General features: G+C 56.4%; 17 protein-coding genes. 6 read left to right on the forward strand and 11 right to left on the reverse strand.

Annotation, left to right across the window (positions count from 1 at the left end; all coding sequences use genetic code 11):
- Positions 1 to 190 precede the first annotated feature (190 nt).
- Complete coding sequence (locus TU82_RS28670; RefSeq protein ID WP_156421657.1) at positions 191 to 757, forward strand: hypothetical protein; 567 nt, start codon at positions 191 to 193, stop codon at positions 755 to 757.
- A gap of 433 nt (positions 758 to 1,190) precedes the next feature.
- Positions 1,191 to 1,484 carry a DUF3077 domain-containing protein gene (locus TU82_RS10320; RefSeq protein WP_057723102.1) on the forward strand — a complete coding sequence of 98 codons (294 nt, stop codon included), beginning with the start codon at positions 1,191 to 1,193 and terminating at the stop codon, positions 1,482 to 1,484.
- Positions 1,485 to 1,524: 40 nt separating this feature from the next.
- Here the strand turns inward: TU82_RS10320 and TU82_RS10325 are convergent, their stop codons facing one another.
- Positions 1,525 to 1,839 (reverse strand): hypothetical protein, encoded by a 315-nt coding sequence (locus TU82_RS10325; RefSeq protein ID WP_057723103.1) that lies wholly within the window; start codon positions 1,837 to 1,839, stop codon positions 1,525 to 1,527.
- Positions 1,836 to 2,909, reverse strand: coding sequence for a serine hydrolase domain-containing protein (locus TU82_RS10330; RefSeq protein WP_057723104.1), 1,074 nt, complete (start codon positions 2,907 to 2,909; stop codon positions 1,836 to 1,838). The genes TU82_RS10325 and TU82_RS10330 overlap by 4 nt, the downstream gene beginning before the upstream one ends.
- 184 nt (positions 2,910 to 3,093) lie before the next feature.
- Between TU82_RS10330 and olsB the strand changes: the two genes are divergently transcribed.
- Together olsB and TU82_RS10340 are read left to right on the forward strand one after the other, a co-directional pair.
- Positions 3,094 to 3,849, forward strand: a complete 756-nt coding sequence (gene olsB, locus TU82_RS10335; protein WP_057723105.1) for an L-ornithine N(alpha)-acyltransferase — start codon at positions 3,094 to 3,096, stop codon at positions 3,847 to 3,849.
- Positions 3,849 to 4,640: a lysophospholipid acyltransferase family protein gene (locus TU82_RS10340; protein WP_057723106.1), complete on the forward strand. Its 792-nt coding sequence runs from the start codon at positions 3,849 to 3,851 to the stop codon at positions 4,638 to 4,640. The genes olsB and TU82_RS10340 overlap by 1 nt, the downstream gene beginning before the upstream one ends.
- 112 nt (positions 4,641 to 4,752) lie before the next feature.
- Here the strand turns inward: TU82_RS10340 and TU82_RS10345 are convergent, their stop codons facing one another.
- Positions 4,753 to 5,337, reverse strand: coding sequence for an acyl carrier protein phosphodiesterase (locus tag TU82_RS10345; protein WP_057723107.1), 585 nt, complete (start codon positions 5,335 to 5,337; stop codon positions 4,753 to 4,755).
- Between the two features lie 155 nt (positions 5,338 to 5,492).
- On the opposite strand from TU82_RS10345, the gene TU82_RS10350 reads away from it, so the two are divergent.
- The gene (locus tag TU82_RS10350; protein ID WP_057723108.1) at positions 5,493 to 5,813 is read left to right on the forward strand and encodes an ArsR/SmtB family transcription factor; all 321 of its coding nucleotides are present in this window, start codon (positions 5,493 to 5,495) and stop codon (positions 5,811 to 5,813) included.
- A 133-nt stretch (positions 5,814 to 5,946) separates the two neighbouring features.
- Complete coding sequence (locus TU82_RS10355) at positions 5,947 to 7,002, forward strand: alkene reductase (protein ID WP_057723109.1); 1,056 nt, start codon at positions 5,947 to 5,949, stop codon at positions 7,000 to 7,002.
- Between the two features lie 105 nt (positions 7,003 to 7,107).
- On the opposite strand, the gene TU82_RS10360 is transcribed toward TU82_RS10355, so the two are convergent.
- From TU82_RS10360 to TU82_RS10395, 8 genes are all read right to left on the reverse strand, one after another.
- The gene (locus TU82_RS10360; RefSeq protein WP_057723282.1) at positions 7,108 to 7,875 is read right to left on the reverse strand and encodes a LuxR family transcriptional regulator; all 768 of its coding nucleotides are present in this window, start codon (positions 7,873 to 7,875) and stop codon (positions 7,108 to 7,110) included.
- Between the two features lie 85 nt (positions 7,876 to 7,960).
- Positions 7,961 to 8,554 (reverse strand): anthranilate synthase component II, encoded by a 594-nt coding sequence (locus TU82_RS10365; RefSeq protein WP_057723110.1) that lies wholly within the window; start codon positions 8,552 to 8,554, stop codon positions 7,961 to 7,963.
- Positions 8,551 to 10,026 carry an anthranilate synthase component I family protein gene (locus TU82_RS10370; protein WP_057723111.1) on the reverse strand — a complete coding sequence of 492 codons (1,476 nt, stop codon included), beginning with the start codon at positions 10,024 to 10,026 and terminating at the stop codon, positions 8,551 to 8,553. The genes TU82_RS10365 and TU82_RS10370 overlap by 4 nt, the downstream gene beginning before the upstream one ends.
- Before the next feature lie 522 nt (positions 10,027 to 10,548).
- Positions 10,549 to 11,448, reverse strand: a complete 900-nt coding sequence (locus tag TU82_RS10375) for an alpha/beta fold hydrolase (protein ID WP_057723112.1) — start codon at positions 11,446 to 11,448, stop codon at positions 10,549 to 10,551.
- A 29-nt stretch (positions 11,449 to 11,477) separates the two neighbouring features.
- The gene (locus TU82_RS10380) at positions 11,478 to 12,362 is read right to left on the reverse strand and encodes a DMT family transporter (RefSeq protein ID WP_057723113.1); all 885 of its coding nucleotides are present in this window, start codon (positions 12,360 to 12,362) and stop codon (positions 11,478 to 11,480) included.
- A 7-nt stretch (positions 12,363 to 12,369) separates the two neighbouring features.
- Positions 12,370 to 12,981, reverse strand: a complete 612-nt coding sequence (locus TU82_RS10385; RefSeq protein WP_057723114.1) for a flavodoxin family protein — start codon at positions 12,979 to 12,981, stop codon at positions 12,370 to 12,372.
- Positions 12,982 to 12,985: 4 nt separating this feature from the next.
- Positions 12,986 to 13,672 (reverse strand): iron-containing redox enzyme family protein, encoded by a 687-nt coding sequence (locus tag TU82_RS10390; protein WP_057723115.1) that lies wholly within the window; start codon positions 13,670 to 13,672, stop codon positions 12,986 to 12,988.
- Positions 13,665 to 14,219 carry a hypothetical protein gene (locus TU82_RS10395; protein ID WP_057723116.1) on the reverse strand — a complete coding sequence of 185 codons (555 nt, stop codon included), beginning with the start codon at positions 14,217 to 14,219 and terminating at the stop codon, positions 13,665 to 13,667. Before TU82_RS10395 ends, TU82_RS10390 begins: the two co-directional genes overlap by 8 nt.
- Between the last annotated feature and the right edge of the window lie 17 nt (positions 14,220 to 14,236).

The raw sequence follows: 14,236 nt of genomic DNA on the forward strand, positions 1-14,236 counted from the left end.
TCGCGCAATGTATGCTCCAGGCCGGCCATGTGCAGATTTAACACTCGCTCAACCAGCGCCTAATGCATCGAACAGTGCAGCCCCATGCCGCCCAAGCCGAAAATTTACGCAGCGATATCTCGCGCACGTACGACATCACAGATATGCTCTTCAGCCTCCGAGAAGGAACACTAAAGAAAAGGACGAAACTATGGATCTTCAAAGTTGGATTTCAATCTTTATGGCATTAATTGCGGTAGCCTCCGCAATTGTCACATACGCGGTCTTTCGCTCTGCGACCGACCCCACTGTGATTGTGTATGCCCAGCCCGACCTTCAAAGACAATCAATTGTAAATCTTATCGTTGAAAATATCGGACGCGGCGCTGCCCATGGAATCCACTTCCTACCTAGTCGACCTCTTCCAGGAAAAGCTTTCAGCATAGCTATTCCGGAGAAAATGCCTGATCAAATGCAATCCGGACCAATCGTTAACGGAATACCATTTTTAGCGCCAGGACAAAGGCTTCTGATTACTTGGGGGCAATATGGAGGGTTGTTAAAATATTTGGGTAACGACCCTATTCGCATCGAAGCATGTTGCTACAGGTCACTTTCTAAAAGCATATTTTCAAAGAAACTTAGATCCAACTCGACATTGGATATAAGAATGTTCGAGACCTCTGAATCGACCGAGCACGGCTACGGCCCAAACCTAGTTAAAGAGTTAAAAGTTTTAAACAGCACTTTAAAAACGCTAGAAGATCGACTTGGATAAATTTCATCGTTCAGAGATGCAGTGCGACTTCTAATGAGCCTAAGCCAACCAACCCTGACTGAATTAAGGAGTAGCCGTACCTTACATACCTCCAAACCGATCACTGAGATATTGTTTTTTGTTCACTGGCAAATCGGAATTTTCCTACCCACTCAACGAGTTGCAGTACGGGGAGCATCACGTTAACCTCTCCCCCGTCGCTGCTCATCAGCGACCGGGCGTGGAATCCCGAGAAAGAAGACGCTACAGCGTCGTCATACAATCAGTCGGCGCTTTTTTGTGCGCGCTGTTTGTGTTTTATGGCGGCTGTGCGTGGGAGGCCTTGTGCCTGCCGAGTCGCTTCTTCTCGGATTCCAACCTGCGTATAGTTGCCACCCTCATGCTTGGAATCGTGAATGGCAGTTCTTTTTGGTTGTACCAAAGGAGCAAGCTTATGCCGTACGAAATCCCCTCAGCCGAAACCATCGGCGCCGCCACCTTCGCAGACTGCGGAGAAGACAAAAGCCACCTGAAACTGTTCCGCGTCAACGCCGGGGTTCCCCTCATGGAAGCCCTAGAACACGCCTCTCACGTGCTCTACTACGCCAAAATGCTCTTCCTTGAAGCCGCCATGGACCCAAGGGCCGAGAGGTTTGCGTTTGCCTCCCATTACTTGGGCGAAATGGGCAAAGCCATCATTGATGACTTACTGCTGGCGATGCAGCCTGGTAGTCGAAATCCCCAGTAAGTAGTACGCGCCTGGTGCATTGCACCAGGCGCCTGATACCTCATGGCACCAACCGACACCCCTGCCTCTCCCCCATCCACCTCGCCGTGTGCGTACGCCCCAACCCACTCGCCGTCACTTCACTGCGCTCCGGCGTGTCGGTAAATGCACTGGTCGGCACGTACTGTTTCACATACCCCAGGCAATACTGCGCCGGGTTGTTCTCCACATACCGGCACGAGCAATACTCCTTGGCCGTGTACGCCGCGATGATGTCGGGGAAGGCTTGCAGGTTGACGCGTTCGTGCCACACCCAGCCCGACACTGCGAGCAATAGCACCAGCAAAACGCTGACAAACGGATGACGGCGAATCATGACCGCACCGCCGCCAGCACGCGCTTGAGCAGTTCGTTATGCCGGTAGCTGCCGTCGCGGTCATCGCCGTAGCGCACGATCACCAGGTGTTCGTCGGGCAGCACAAACAGTGCCTGGCCCCAGTGCCCCAGTGCGGCGAAGGTGTCGGCGGGTGCGTCGGGCCAGGGTTGTGGGACGCCCTTGTTGAGCCACCATTGCCCGCCGGGCACAGCTTCATCCTGGCCCGCTTTGTAGTTGTCGAATGGCTGCCGATTGAAGGCCACCCACTCTTTGGGCAACAACTGTTGTTCACCCCAGCGCCCGTCCCGCGCCATCAGCAAGCCGACCCGCGCCAGATCGCGCGCGGTGAGGTAGGCGTAGGAGGAGGCGACGAAGGTTTCGTCGGCATCGGTTTCCCATGTCGCGTTGCGAATGCCCAACGGCTTGAACAGCGCATCCCACGGGTAGCTCATATAGGCTTTGTGGCCGAGCATGCCTTTGAGCGCAGCGGACAGCAGGTTGCTGTCGCCGCTGGAATAGCGGAACGCCTGGCCGGGTTCGGCGGCGGCTTCGGTATCGGCGGCAAATTGCGCCATATCGCCACGCCCTCGGGTGTAGAGCATCGCCACGACAGAAGACTTCAACGGGGCGTATTCATAGTCCTCCTGCCAATCCAGGCCCGAAGCCCAGTGCAACAGGTCGGCCATGGTCACCTTGGGGTGCTGTTTCATCGGCGGATAGAAGCGTGCGACAGGATCGCTCAGCTTAAAGCGGTTTTCGCCGTAGGCCACACCGAGCACCGTGGCCATCAGGCTTTTGCTCACCGACCAGGTCAGGTGCGGTGTGCTGGCGGTGGTCGGCGCAGCGTAGTGTTCATAGATGATTTCGCCATCGCGAATCACCAGCAGCGCGTCGGTGCGGATGCCTTGGCGGGTGGCGTCGTCACGGGCTGGGAAGGCATAGGCGTTCAGGGCATCGACAGCGGTGCCCTGGAGTGGCTTGCCGGTGGTCCATTCTTTTTCGGGCCAGGTTTCAGCACGGGCGGTAACGCTGACTAACAGCACAACAACACACAACAGGCCTCGGACCATGGGCACGAACTCAAGGGGGCATTCAAGCCCGCGAGCCTAGCGCAGGCCCATGACAGATTTGCTACATAAGGCCTGTCACTCAACCGTCACCGTAACTTCATGGAGATGACACCGAGGCTACATAGCCTGACTTTGGACAACAAAGTCGACTGGCCGCAACCTGGCCGGCACTCGGAGACTCGCTATGACTCAGATCGCCCGCATCAGCGACAAAGGCAATGAACGCCGCCTGCAAGCCGAACGCCTGATCGGCGCACAGGCCTTGCAGGAAGCCCAGGCCCTGCGGTTCAACGTGTTCAGCGGCGAGTTCAACGCCAAGCTGAAGGGCGCGGAACTGGGCCTGGACATGGATGACTATGATGTTCACTGCAGCCACATCGGCGTGCGGGATTTGAACAGCGGTCGACTCGTCGCCACCACCCGTTTGCTCGACCACCAGGCCGCCAGCACCTTGGGCCGGTTCTACAGCGAAGAAGAATTCAGCCTGCATGGCTTGCTGCACTTGCAGGGCCCGATCCTGGAAATCGGCCGCACCTGCGTCGACCCGGCCTACCGCAACGGCGGCACCATCGCGGTGTTGTGGGGTGAGTTGGCCGAGGTGCTCAACCAGGGCGGCTACAGCTACCTGATGGGCTGCGCGAGCATCCCGATGCACGACGGCGGCATCCAGGCCCACGCGATCATGCAGCGTCTGCGCGAACGCTACCTGTGCAACGAGCACCTGCGCGCCGAACCGAAAAAACCCCTGCCGGCCCTGGACCTGCCCTCCAACGTCATCGCCGAAATGCCGCCGCTGCTCAAGGCTTATATGCGCCTGGGCGCGAAGATCTGCGGCGAACCGTGCTGGGACGAAGATTTCCAGGTGGCCGACGTGTTCATCCTGCTCAAGCGCGATCAACTGTGCCCGCGCTATGCGCGCCACTTCAAGGCGGCGATGTAATGGACCGCCTGCGCGTGTACGGGCGCATCGCCCGGGTGCTGGTGGTGGTGGCGCTGGGCTTGAGCATGGCCAGTGTGTTTGGCCTGTTCGAACGCCTGGGGGTGGCCAACTCGATGGTGCGGCGCCAGCGTTGGTCGCGGTTCTTCATGGCACGGCTGACCAACGCCCTGCCCTTTCGCGTGACGGTGCATGGCGAGGTGCCGCACACGCCGATGCTGTGGGTGAGCAATCATGTGTCCTGGACGGATATTCCGTTGCTGGGCGCAGTGGCACCGATGTCCTTTTTGTCCAAGGCCGAAGTGCGCACCTGGCCGGTGGCCGGCTGGTTGGCGGCCAAGGCCGGCAGCCTGTTCATTCGGCGCGGCGCGGGTGACAGCCAGTTGATCCGCAAGCAGATGACCCGTCATCTGGAACAACGGCACCCGCTGCTGATGTTCCCCGAAGGCACCACCACGGATGGGCGCAGCCTGCGTACCTTTCACGGACGCTTGCTGGCCAGTGCGATCGATGCGGATGTGTCGTTGCAACCGGTGGCCATACGGTATCTGCGCGACGGTGAGGTGGACTCATTGGCGCCGTTCATTGGCGATGATGATTTGCTGTCGCACCTGATGCGCTTGTTTTCCAACGACCAGGGCGATGTGGAGATTCATCTGCTCAAGCCGATTGCCTGCGCCGGGCAGGAACGCGCAGCATTGGCATATCAGGCGCAGCAGGCGGTGCAGAAGGCGTTGTTCGGGCCGTTGCCGGAGAGTGAGCAGGCGCATGGGCGACCAGCGTTCGCCGCCTGAATGCTGTGAACACAATCCACATGTGGGAGGTGGCTTGCCCCCGATGGCGGTGGTTCAGTCAACACATTCAGTGACTGACACACCGTCATCGGGGGCAAGCCCCCTCCCACATTTAAATCTCAGTGGTCAGCTGGATACGTGCAAAGCTCTGTAATTGGGGGTAGAAAACCCGGAAATCTTCACTCAAAGGCTCATAGAGCTCGCGCAACTCACGCATCGCAAATCTTAACGCTTCAGGGTCCGTCAACCGCCGCGAAATCACGCGCAATACCTGCTCCATCACCGCAAACTCACGATACGAACCCAGCCAGTCATCCGCCGCCATATACGGCGCAATCTGCGCCAGCCGCCCCGGCAATGCGGGTTCTGCGGCGAGCACGCGGTAGACCTGCGCGGTAAAACGCTCCAAGGGCTGGTCGGCATACAGCGCCCAATCCCGCGCCAGGCAATGGTCGAAAAACACATCGAGCACGATCCCGGCGTAGCGCCTGCGGGTCAGGCTGAAGCGCGACAACGCGGCCCCTACCAAGGGGTGGCTGTCGGTGAAACGGTCGATGGAGCGATGCAGCTGGATCGCCGCTTCGATTTGCGGGTTGAACTGGCCCTGCAGGCGGCCTTTGACGAAGTCGCCATACAGGCTGCCCAGCAGTTGCGCAGGAAGTTGGCCGCCCAGGTGCAGATGTGCGAGATAATTCATGGCGCGCAGTCTATCACTGCCGCACACATATCGTTATAACCCGATATACCGATTCGGGCTGATATCAGATCAAAATCATATTGGTATATCGGAATACAACGATTTAAAGTTCGCCTCATCGCGATATAACGTTTTACGACACCGAGCACCCTGCCATGTCCATCGACCTCGACGAAATAATAAAAGCCCTGGCACACCCAGTACGACGAGACATCCTCACCTGGCTGAAAGACCCGAAAGTGCAGTTCCCCGAGCAATTGCACAACCACGAATACGGCATCTGCGCCGGGCAGATCGACCAGCGCTGCGGCTTGTCCCAGTCGACCGTGTCGGCCCACCTGGCCACGTTGCAACGGGCGGGCCTGATCACCAGCCAGAAAGCCGGGCAGTGGCACTTTTTCAGACGCAACGAGGAAACGATCCAGGCCTTCCTCGCAGCGCTCATGACCGAACTCAGCGCCCCTGCGCCGCAATAAGGAGCCGAAAGTGCCGCTCCTATTGCTCATGATTCTCGCACTGCTGGTGACCCTGATTACTTTCCGTCAGAACGGCAATGCCGACCTGGCCCCCGCGACTCATTGATCAACTTGAAGAGAAAGGTGCTTTCCCATGACGACTATTTTTGATCCGATAAAACTGGGCGACCTCGAACTGTCGAACCGCATCATCATGGCCCCGCTGACCCGCTGCCGCGCCGATGAAGGCCGCGTGCCCAACGCGCTGATGGCCGAGTATTACGTACAGCGCGCCTCCGCCGGGCTGATCCTCAGCGAAGCCACTTCCGTGACGCCCATGGGCGTGGGTTACCCGGACACACCGGGCATCTGGTCCAACGACCAAGTGCGCGGCTGGGCCAACATCACCAAGGCCGTGCACGGCGCGGGCGGCAAGATCTTCCTGCAACTGTGGCACGTCGGCCGCATCTCCCATGAGTCGTACCTCAATGGCGAGGCCCCGGTGGCGCCGAGCGCGATCCAGGCCAAAGGCCACGTCAGCCTGGTGCGCCCGCTGGCCGACTACCCTACCCCGCGCGCCCTGGAAACCGCTGAAATCGCCGACATCGTCGACGCCTACCGTACCGGCGCCGAAAACGCCAAGGCCGCCGGTTTCGACGGCGTGGAAATCCACGGTGCCAACGGCTACCTGCTCGACCAGTTCCTGCAAAGCAGCACCAACCAGCGCACCGACCAGTACGGCGGCTCCCTGGAAAACCGTGCGCGCCTGTTGCTGGAAGTGACTGACGCCGCCATCGAAGTCTGGGGCGCCGGCCGCGTGGGCGTACACCTGGCACCGCGTGCCGACGCCCACGACATGGGCGACGACAACCTGGCGGAAACCTTCACCTACGTCGCCAGCGAACTGGGCAAGCGTGGCATTGCCTTCATCTGTTCCCGTGAAAAAGAAGGGGCGGACAGCCTCGGCCCACAGCTGAAAAAAGCTTTCGGCGGCGTGTACATCGCCAACGAACGCTTCACCAAGGACAGCGCCAACGCCTGGCTGGCCGCCGGCAAGGCCGACGCGGTGGCGTTCGGCATACCGTTCATTGCCAACCCGGACCTGCCGGCGCGCCTGAAGGCAGATGCGCCGTTGAACGAGCCGCACCCGGAAACCTTCTATGGCAAAGGCCCGGTGGGTTATATCGATTATCCGACGCTGGCACTCTGATCTACTGAAACGAAGAAGCCCCGGCTAGAGAGCCGGGGCTTTTTTATGGGCGACGGTAAGCACCTGGCATGATTTGAAATGACCGACCTCCTCTTGAATCATTTTCTACAACGAGATCAATCCCTGCGCCAACGCCACGCCCACGGCTTGCCGCCGGCTGAAAGAGCCCAACTTTCGACTCGCATTCGCAATGTGAAAATTAATGGTTCTCTCTGAACATCCCAGGATGCAGCTCATTTCCCAGGTCGTTTTGCCTGCGCCGGACCATTTCAGCACCTCAGACTCCCTTAACGTCAGGCTGCAAGGTTGTTCACCCACGGCTTTCAAGTGTTTTTGTGAGCCCTCCAGAAGAAAGGGAATCAGCATGAATAGCTTGCCCAACGGACCATTCAGGTCATCGCGAAGATCGTCGGAAGAACTCGCGCATTGAGCAACGTTGAGCGATCCGGCCATTTCGTTAAAGCGCAGGGGAATGCTGACACCCTGCAGAAGCCCATACCCCTCGCGCTCCGTCCAGAACTGACTGGACCGGCCTCGCGCCTGTCTGCGCGCCAAGCCCAAGAAAAGGGGCGCAAAGTGATGGCGGCAATGCCTGATTATCGGGTCCACCTGAATGAAATTTTCATCCTTGTATCGCCTGAGCCAATCAGAAGGATAAGTCGTCATGATCCTGTTAAAGGGATCACTGGTGGTTGAAGGGCCAAGGCTCAGCAAATAGCGTTCATAGCCAATACGACGCAGCACCTTGCGCAGATGGCTTTCCCAATCTCGCCGGTGCAAGTCGGTGGTCAGTATGGAGAAGTCGTCCAATACCTCTTTGAAATTAATCCTCAGGAATAGGTCTTCTTTTTTATACCTAAATAAGTCATCCACGATGAATCCCTGCCACACATAGAAGCTTTTTGAAACGACTTAATTAAAAAACGGGCCGCTGAACAAGCGACCCGCTATGCGCCACTTACAATCCTGCTTGGCGACAGTGTTGTTCTATGAAGCTTTTGAATATTCCAAGGCCGTCCTCCGTCAAAATACTTTCGGGATGGAACTGGACTCCCTCTATAGGGTAGTCAGCATGTCGCACGCCCATGATGTACCCATCATCCGTCGAGGTGGACGTCACTGCCAGTTCACCGGGCAGCCCGCGGTTATCAATAATCAACGAGTGGTAGCGAGTCGCCTTGATCGAACGACCCTCGGTATGGTTGTAGACACCTCGCCCATCATTATCAATGGTGCTGATCTTGCCGTGCATGACATGGGAGGCTCGAATGACCGACCCGCCAAACGCCAGACCAATGGCTTGATGCCCCAAACAGACGCCCAATATCGGCAGACACCCTTTAAAATGTTGGATAACCTCAATGTACCCCGCGTCCTGTGGATGCCCTGGCCCCGGGCCCAGGACGCAAAAATCTGGCGCATACGCTTCGATACGTTCGATTAGATTTGGAACATCATTGCGCTCCACATGGGTTTCCAGTCCAAGCTGTTCAAGATACTGGCTGATAATGAATACGAAACTGTCATAGGCATCAATCAGGAAAACTTTCATTGCAGCATCTCCTTTCCGGTAACCGCACGATAGACAGAGCCCATTTTGTAGAACGTTTCAGTCCACTCTTTATCCGGAACCGAGTCGGCCACCACGCCGGCCGACGCACGCAGGTAATAAGTACCGTCTTTATGAACCGCTGAGCGAATGCATAAAGCCGTATTGATGCTGCCGTCGAATCCGATCAGGCCTACGGCTCCGGCATATATCCCACGACGGTTGTTTTCCATGCTTTCGATAATCTGCATTGCACGTATTTTTGGCGCACCGGTCATGGTTCCCGCAGGGAAAGAAGCCTTGATCACGTCAAAGGCATCGAAGCCTTTTCGCAATAAACCACGCACGTTGGAAACCATGTGATACAGGTGGGAGTACTCCTCAACCAACATCAATTCGTCGACTTCAAGTGAGCCCGGCTGGCAGACACGACCGATGTCGTTCCTGCATAAATCCACCAGCATCAAGTGTTCAGCTCGCTCTTTTTCAGAGCGCGTCATGCTTAGGATCAGCTCGCTGGAAGGTATGCCAGGGGTTTTGCCCACGGTTCCGGCGATGGGCCTCATCTCGATCAGATTGTCCTTGATGCGAACAAATAGCTCGGGGCTTGCGCCGATCAGGTCAACGCCACCCAGGTTGGCCAAATACATATAGGGAGACGGGTTGTTCTTGCGCAACGCTCGATATACATCAAAGGGTTTGATCCGCGTATCCACCTGCACTTCATGACCCAATTGGATCTGATAAATATCACCTTGGCGAATGTGCTCCAGCGCCTTGTCGACCCAGCCAAGAAATTGCTCTTTTTGCACCGTATCGCGCACGACGGTGACCGATGGGTAAATAATCGGCGAGTCAACAGCCGGGATACCCGCAGCGTCCGCCAGCAGCGCCACGTAGTCATCGGTACTACGGGGCTTCCAGAGCGAACTGTTGTTGACCATCACATCCACTGTTCCATTGGCGTGGAAGTACACCAGCGTCTGAAACACGGTCAAGGCAATGATCGGATAATCATTGGTTCGCTCGGTCAGGTCGGGAATATCCTCGACAAACCGAACGCAGTCATAGGAGAGATAGCCAAAAAAAGCGAGGCTGGGGTTGGTCTGACGCGGAACTTCAAATGGCGCTTGTAACGCACGCAGCAAATCCCATACCGCGTCGTTCGAACGAATGCCTATACGCCCTTTGTCATCCAGAATTATTTCCTGTGCCGACAATGCACTTCTTAAATAACTGAGCAGTTGCTCATCAGCTTCAAGTGTTGCATACCCCTCATAAATTTTTACCGTCAATAAAGTTTCCATTCCGATAATTGTCGCCTTGCGATCCCGGCTAGGGCCCGACAATGATTCGAGAATAAAGGTTTTATCGGCACCGAGTACTTTTGTCGCCGCTTCATACACAACAAGCGGATCGCATTTCAAACGTTCGGTATGTAGTTGGATGCTCACGGGTGTGGTTATCCCACGCATGACATATCTCCTTTTTATTAATAACCAGCTCACACAGCAGAGCATCAAGCGCGCAGAGCGATGCCTCAAGCTGTCTGGCGATTCAACCAGCTAAGTATTGAAGTGAAGAATTCATCAGCCACGCGCCCACTCGGGTCCGCGAAAGCACATACTCAAAAAAGAGACAGAACTTCAGCGTACCATTCGCGTATTACGATTTTCATGAGAACAGCCACGAAATATCGAATAACAGCGCTCGGCTATTAATGAATTACCAATTAGGGGTGTTTGACTGAAACAGGCAGCAAGACACCGGCGGTTGCTGGATTAGCTACGCCAGATATTGCTTTTGAAAACCGAAAGATGGGCAGTGTTGGACTCGGAGGAAGATCCGAGGGAGTTCTTCAGCACTGATAGTCGGTAGTACATTTAAGACTTCCTGTGTCTTGAGGGCATTGCAGGAGTGATTCCTGAATACCCGTTGGATACTACTCATAGGTTCAATAGGGGTCAACCTCAATTACCTACGGTTTACAGGTGCTCTCATACAGGGCCGGCCATCGCTTGAGTCCTTGCAAGAAACCGCTGGATAGCCTGCAGGGTTTGCTCGGCACACTCCAGATAGGGTACGTGCCCCGCATCCTCGATGATGCAAATGCTGGCCTGTGGCAGAAGTCGGCGGACCTCGTACAGGCACGAAACATCAAAGACCTGATCATTGCTTCCCCACACCACCAATAGCTTGGCTTGAACGTCCGCCAATCGCGGTTGAAGCGGGTACAGCCCGGCGTCCTTGAAGTCCCCGAGTATTTTTTCGATTTTCCCATAACGTTGTGCCCCCTTATTGGCCAGCGCCCTCGTCAGAAAAGCTGGAACCTGGGGCGGGCGGGTGAACACCATCTCCCACAGGGCCTGCATTTCGCCAACGCAGCGGTAGCCAAAAGGGTGTTTACCCGATTCCAGAAACTGACTCATCGCCGGACTGAGCCGTGCCGCATGTAACCCCGCAGGGGCCATCGCGATCACGCGGGAAACGCCTACCGGATAAGTGGCCGCATAAAGACAGGCAATACAGCCACCTATAGAGCTGCCTATCAACACGAGCTCCTGGAAGACGTGCGCTTCAAAAAACGCCCTCAACCGTTCAACCTGAGCCATAGGATCATAGCTTTGCAAACCGTCGAACGACGACTCGCCTTCCCCAGGTAGGTCCAGGAAAATACAGTTGCAGGTCTCGACCAACGAGTAAAGCTTAGGGCCCCACTGATCCTTGCTGGCTCCCAGGCCATGAAGAAACACCAAGGTAGGGCCGGCCTTGATCCCGCTCGATTGCAAGTAGGCGACCTCATACTCTGGCCCCTTCCACCGCCGAACCTTAAGCCTGTAGCGAAACCGGTTTTGCTCACGCATGGCGAGCAATGCCCACCGACCTGGCCAATTCATTAAACATCACCTCTCGACGGGTTAGTCGATCAATCGGCGGGAGTGTTTACGGCACGGACCTGCCGTGGCGGTAGACGGACCTGGCACAATGCAACCCCTGCCAAAACCGCCATGCCACCGACGACCAGGCTCAACGAAACACCTTCTTGCAGAAGCACCTGACTGACCGCCACTGCAAAAACCGGTACCAATAACAGGAACGGCGTCAGGCGCTGGACCGGGTGCCGCCCCAACAGCCAATACCACAGGCCAAACCCGATCAGCCCACCACTGACAGCGGTATACAGCACGGCGGCCCAGGCCCTCGGGCTGGCAGTCAGCACCGAACCCCATGCAGGCCCCTCCACGGCGGCGGAAACCATCAGTAACTCCGGCGCGGCAATCAATGCCGTCCACGCGCTGATCGCCACAGGATTGAAAGGCCCCCAGCGCTTGGTTAGGACAGTTCCCACCGCGAAAACAAACGCCGCGGCAATCACCAGCAACACACCCGATAACGCACCGCCACTGCCAACCCCCCCCAACACCGTCAGCACCCCAATCAATGCGATGACAATCCCGACTACCACCTGCAGGCCAATTCGCTCCTTCAAGACGGCGAAAGCCAACAGCAATGTGAAGGGGGTGGCCAGTTGGTATGCGACAGCAGAGGTGGAGGCGTCCACCCGCGAGATGCCACAGTACAAAAGCCCGAAATGCAGCGTCCCCACCATTGAGGCGATCCAGAATACGGGGAGTAGTTCGCGGCGTTTAGGGATGCCGCAAAACGGCACCAATACAATCGCCATCAAGGCAAAGCGCATGGCAACCATCAGAATTGGCGGGAGTTCCTGTCCCCCAATCTTAACTGCCGTCACTTGGGCGCCCCATAAAAAAGCTACCAGTACAGCTATCAACGAATCTCGAATAGGCATTAATCCATCATCCCGTTTGAAATTGGACTTGCTTGAGCAGGCGCAGGCGCTCGACGCCTTGGCGCGGGTGTTCATTCAATTTGTGAAAGTGTTCAAGGAGGCGATCCAGCGTCTCCCGCAGAGCCTGTTCCGCCTCAGTGTCCTGAACCAGTTGGGTGTTGAATGTGGCTGGAAAGCCGGAGCCAACGAGCACCATTTTGTTCAGCAGAACGTTCAGCACCACCTGACTGAACACGGCCGTATGTCCGTACCGGCGCCCCACCACCGCCACTGCGGCAAGCTTGTCGCGCAACGGGCGCTCCCTGGGGCGCAAAAAGCCATAACCCACCCGCTCCAGAAACGCCTGGAATCGACTATTGGTGCCATAGGCATGCATCACGGGCAGATACAGGATCGCGTCGGCCTTGGCCATTTCATCGACAATCGCGCCGACATCGTCCTGCAGCAAACAATCGCTATGTGAGCACGCGTTATCAGCGTCGCAGTAGTCGATACGATAATCGCGCAGCCAGAGGTCCCGGACCGAGGCGCGCCCCTCCAAGTGGCGTCGAATCAACAACACCACCTGACTGCTGACGCCGTGCAAGCGGTTTGACCCGACAATGACTATCAGCTTCATAAACTCAGGACGCCTTGGCCAGCGGTGCACCGGCGATACGCTCGTATTCAAGCAACGACTCCTCCAGCAACTGACCGGTGAGATACAGGGTCACCCGGGCCACTTCCTTGATCAGCGCGCGCTCTTCATCCGTCGTCACCGAGCGTTGCATCGCAAGACGAACTTCTTCGGAGTGCTTTTCGTCGATGGTCGAATGGGCGACGAAGAATGTCATCTGCTCGTCCTTGAGCCTCAGGTCGGTGCGAAACTTGTTCAGGATCGGCTGGATATGCTCATAAACCTCCTCTGCCCAATAGCTGTAACCCAAGCGGGCGACCGGCCCGAGACGAATAGCGACGTCATTCAGATAAGCGATCAGCGCCTGAGTAGGCGGTAGCGGAGCAGGTAGCGTCGCAGGCAAGGCGCCGATGGACTCCAGATCGCGTATCACCATTTTTTCGTGCCCCAACTCTTCAAGCGCATGCTTGTAGACGAAGCGCAGCAACGTGGTCTGGCTCGGGTCCGCGCTGAACGCACATGCCGCCTGATTAATCGAGTTGAAACGGGTGTAGTGATAAACCTGCAGCATCACCTGCTGATAAAGCTCGGCCGTCATCGTCTGCTCAAGGCTGTGATTCCAATAGCGACCTTTCTTGATTTTGGCCCAGCCGCTGTCAACAATCGCGTCCAATTCCTTGAAAAAATTATCCATGAGCTATTCTTCCTTTAATGGTGTTAAAGACGGTTTCCAGTTCCAGATAAACCAAACTGTAATCCCGTGATGACTGGTAGTTCGTCCAGGTAATATCGTCAGCGAGAACATGGCCGCCGATATCGACATACAGGGCAACCAAACGCCCACGGCATAAAGCCGAGATGTACCGAAACTGCGTATTGGCCTTCAACCAGATAGCGGTTTGCAAAAGGAATGACCTCAAGTGCATCCCCCCTCGGTACTTCTCATCCAATACCAACCGATTGGCATCAAATGAATCCATGGGATGAGCAAAATAATGCCCCACGTCAACCACGCGTTCGACGAAGCTCATGCCATGCCCCAGTGGCGTTATCCGCATAGCACCGACTATCTCGTCGCCATCGAAATAAGCCATGTGGTACGAACAGGTATCGCGTAATGTCTCCGCGTCGGAAAAACTTTCCTCGTTGGCCGGGTTATCACCGATATAGCGAGATCTTAATGCGCAGACTTTCTGGAACAGTTCACTTTTCGCCGAAACGATTTGCACGGACATGCTCATGCGCAGCCCCCCCCCGC

The sequence above is a fragment of the Pseudomonas orientalis genome, assembly GCF_001439815.1.
Classification (GTDB): Bacteria; Pseudomonadota; Gammaproteobacteria; order Pseudomonadales; family Pseudomonadaceae; genus Aquipseudomonas; species Aquipseudomonas orientalis.

Coding starts and splice junctions, on each gene's coding strand:
- TU82_RS10355 (WP_057723109.1), top strand. CDS start 5,947: ATGACGACTATTTTTGATCCGATAAAACTGGGCGACCTCGAACTGTCG.
- TU82_RS10395 (WP_057723116.1), bottom strand. CDS start 14,219: ATGAGCATGTCCGTGCAAATCGTTTCGGCGAAAAGTGAACTGTTCCAG.
- TU82_RS10330 (WP_057723104.1), bottom strand. CDS start 2,909: ATGGTCCGAGGCCTGTTGTGTGTTGTTGTGCTGTTAGTCAGCGTTACC.
- TU82_RS10385 (WP_057723114.1), bottom strand. CDS start 12,981: ATGAAGCTGATAGTCATTGTCGGGTCAAACCGCTTGCACGGCGTCAGC.
- TU82_RS10325 (WP_057723103.1), bottom strand. CDS start 1,839: ATGATTCGCCGTCATCCGTTTGTCAGCGTTTTGCTGGTGCTATTGCTC.
- TU82_RS28670 (WP_156421657.1), top strand. CDS start 191: ATGGATCTTCAAAGTTGGATTTCAATCTTTATGGCATTAATTGCGGTA.
- TU82_RS10340 (WP_057723106.1), top strand. CDS start 3,849: ATGGACCGCCTGCGCGTGTACGGGCGCATCGCCCGGGTGCTGGTGGTG.
- TU82_RS10365 (WP_057723110.1), bottom strand. CDS start 8,554: ATGAAAGTTTTCCTGATTGATGCCTATGACAGTTTCGTATTCATTATC.
- TU82_RS10350 (WP_057723108.1), top strand. CDS start 5,493: ATGTCCATCGACCTCGACGAAATAATAAAAGCCCTGGCACACCCAGTA.
- TU82_RS10345 (WP_057723107.1), bottom strand. CDS start 5,337: ATGAATTATCTCGCACATCTGCACCTGGGCGGCCAACTTCCTGCGCAA.
- olsB (WP_057723105.1), top strand. CDS start 3,094: ATGACTCAGATCGCCCGCATCAGCGACAAAGGCAATGAACGCCGCCTG.
- TU82_RS10380 (WP_057723113.1), bottom strand. CDS start 12,362: ATGCCTATTCGAGATTCGTTGATAGCTGTACTGGTAGCTTTTTTATGG.
- TU82_RS10375 (WP_057723112.1), bottom strand. CDS start 11,448: ATGAATTGGCCAGGTCGGTGGGCATTGCTCGCCATGCGTGAGCAAAAC.
- TU82_RS10370 (WP_057723111.1), bottom strand. CDS start 10,026: ATGCGTGGGATAACCACACCCGTGAGCATCCAACTACATACCGAACGT.
- TU82_RS10390 (WP_057723115.1), bottom strand. CDS start 13,672: ATGGATAATTTTTTCAAGGAATTGGACGCGATTGTTGACAGCGGCTGG.
- TU82_RS10320 (WP_057723102.1), top strand. CDS start 1,191: ATGCCGTACGAAATCCCCTCAGCCGAAACCATCGGCGCCGCCACCTTC.